Source organism: Pseudomonadota bacterium (genome assembly GCA_010028905.1).
GTDB lineage: Bacteria > Vulcanimicrobiota > Xenobia > RGZZ01 > RGZZ01 > RGZZ01.
The window spans coordinates 1-1,830 of sequence record RGZZ01000713.1 but is presented as its reverse complement, the minus strand read 5'-3'; the positions used below and the strand labels follow the sequence as shown (position 1 = coordinate 1,830).

The window sequence follows — 1,830 nt, the reverse complement described above, 5'->3', positions numbered from 1 at the left end:
GAACGCGACCGCTGTGATCATCGACCAGACGGTCCCGACCATCAGCGTGAGCCCGAAGCCCTTCACCGTTCCAGAAGCGATGTAGTAGAGAATTGCGGCACCGATGAACGTGGTCACGTGCCCGTCGAGAATCGACGAGAAGGCGCGCTTGAAGCCCACCTCCACCGCCGTGCGGAGCCCCTTGCCCGACCACAGCTCTTCCTTCAGGCGCTCGAAGATCAGCACGTTGGCGTCAACCGCCATGCCGATGGAGAGCACGAAGCCGGCGATGCCGGGCAGGGTGAGAACGAAGCCGCCGATCACCATCGTGGCCAGCGTGAGCACGGTGTAGACCACCAGCGCCACGTTTGCGGCAAGACCGGGGAGGCGGTAGAAGACGAACATGAAGACGATGACGAGACCCAGGCCGATGCCGCCCGCCACAAGGCTCTGCATCAGCGACTGATGTCCGAGGGTGGGGCTCACGGTCATGCTGCTCACGATCTCGACGTCGACCGGAAGCGCGCCTGCGTTGAGCAGATCGGCCATCTCCTTGGCCTCGGTGAGCGGAGCGATGGGCGAGATCTCACCGCTGCCCTGGGTGATGGGGGTCTTGACGTTGGGTGCCGAGACCAGCTTCTTGTCGAAGAAGATGCCGAGCGGCTGGCCCACCATGCGCGTGGTGATGTCACCAAACTTCGTCGCGCCGTCCTTGGTCAGCTCGAACACCACGCGGCCCGCGTTGGCCTGGCCCGTCGAGCCGAGGGGCTCGAAGTCGGCGTGCTTGATGTAGGTGCCGTCAAGCACGGTGACCCAGTCCTCGCGCCGGGTCTTGGGATCGTACTGCTTCGACTTGAACTCGAGACGCGCCACCTTGCGCAGCTGCTCTTCTGCAGTGCGCACATCGGTGACCTCGGGGAGCTCGACGATGAGGCGGTTGGTGCTGCCCACACCCTCGGGCTGGATGATGACCTCGCGCGTGCCGCTGGGGTTGAGACGACGCTCGAACACGGCGCGGGTGCGCTCGACCTCGGTCTGGCCGATCTTGAGCTCCGGATGATCTTCAGGCGCCTTGAGCTGCACGACGATGCGGCTGCCAGAGCGGAGATCGAGACCGAGCTTGATGTTCCACTCCTGGGTCCTGGGGTTGTACAGACAGAAGAAACCGCCCACGGTCAGCGCGAGAACGATGACCGTGTAGACGGGGTTCTTGAGATGGTTCCAATCCATGGGGAATTGTCCTGATACCTTTCAATCGAAATGGTGACACCGACGGAGGTCGGGCGTCAGACGCGCCTGGGCGCGGTTCGGGGGAGAACGTTTCCTGCGGGGGCTGCGAAGGTCCGGCTCAGGGACCGCGAGAGGTGGGCGGCGACATCGCGGTGTCGACGGCCTGCAAGACCTCGACCTCGAATGCCTGCTCGCTGTGCTCCGACCAGCTGCCCTTGCTGGACGCGGGCAGCCACTTCGTGGCGTACACCCCGTCCTGGATGAAGAGCACGAGATGATCGCGAAGCGCGCCCTGCACCGCCCGACCGTCGACCGTGAGGTCGAGGACCTCGACGCGACGCGGACAGACGAGCTGCGGGAGCAGCTGCGTGAGATCGACCGAGACGCGCACGGTGGCCTTCACCCGGTTGAGCGGGTGAAGACCGCAGCGACCCGCGTCCTTGAGCGCCAGCACCGCCCGCGTGTTCTGCGCGAGCACCGGCTTCACGTCGGGCAGCTCGGAGATGCGCGCGATATCGAGCTCGAGTGCTCCTGTTGCATCGCGGCGGATGCGCTCGTCGTTGTGGTACGAGATGATGAGCGAGAAATCGGCCTGCGGGTCAACGGCCAGCGCATTCGGGG

Annotated in this window: 2 protein-coding genes; both read right to left on the bottom strand. The window is 64.9% G+C overall.

Features of this window, described 5'->3' with window-relative positions; all coding sequences use genetic code 11:
• On the bottom strand, positions 1 to 1,209 hold a 1,209-nt coding region (secD, locus tag EB084_24615; GenBank protein ID NDD31447.1), incomplete at its 3' end, for a protein translocase subunit SecD.
• A gap of 118 nt (positions 1,210 to 1,327) precedes the next feature.
• The coding region (locus tag EB084_24610) for a hypothetical protein (protein ID NDD31446.1) at positions 1,328 to 1,830 on the bottom strand (503 nt) is incomplete at its 5' end.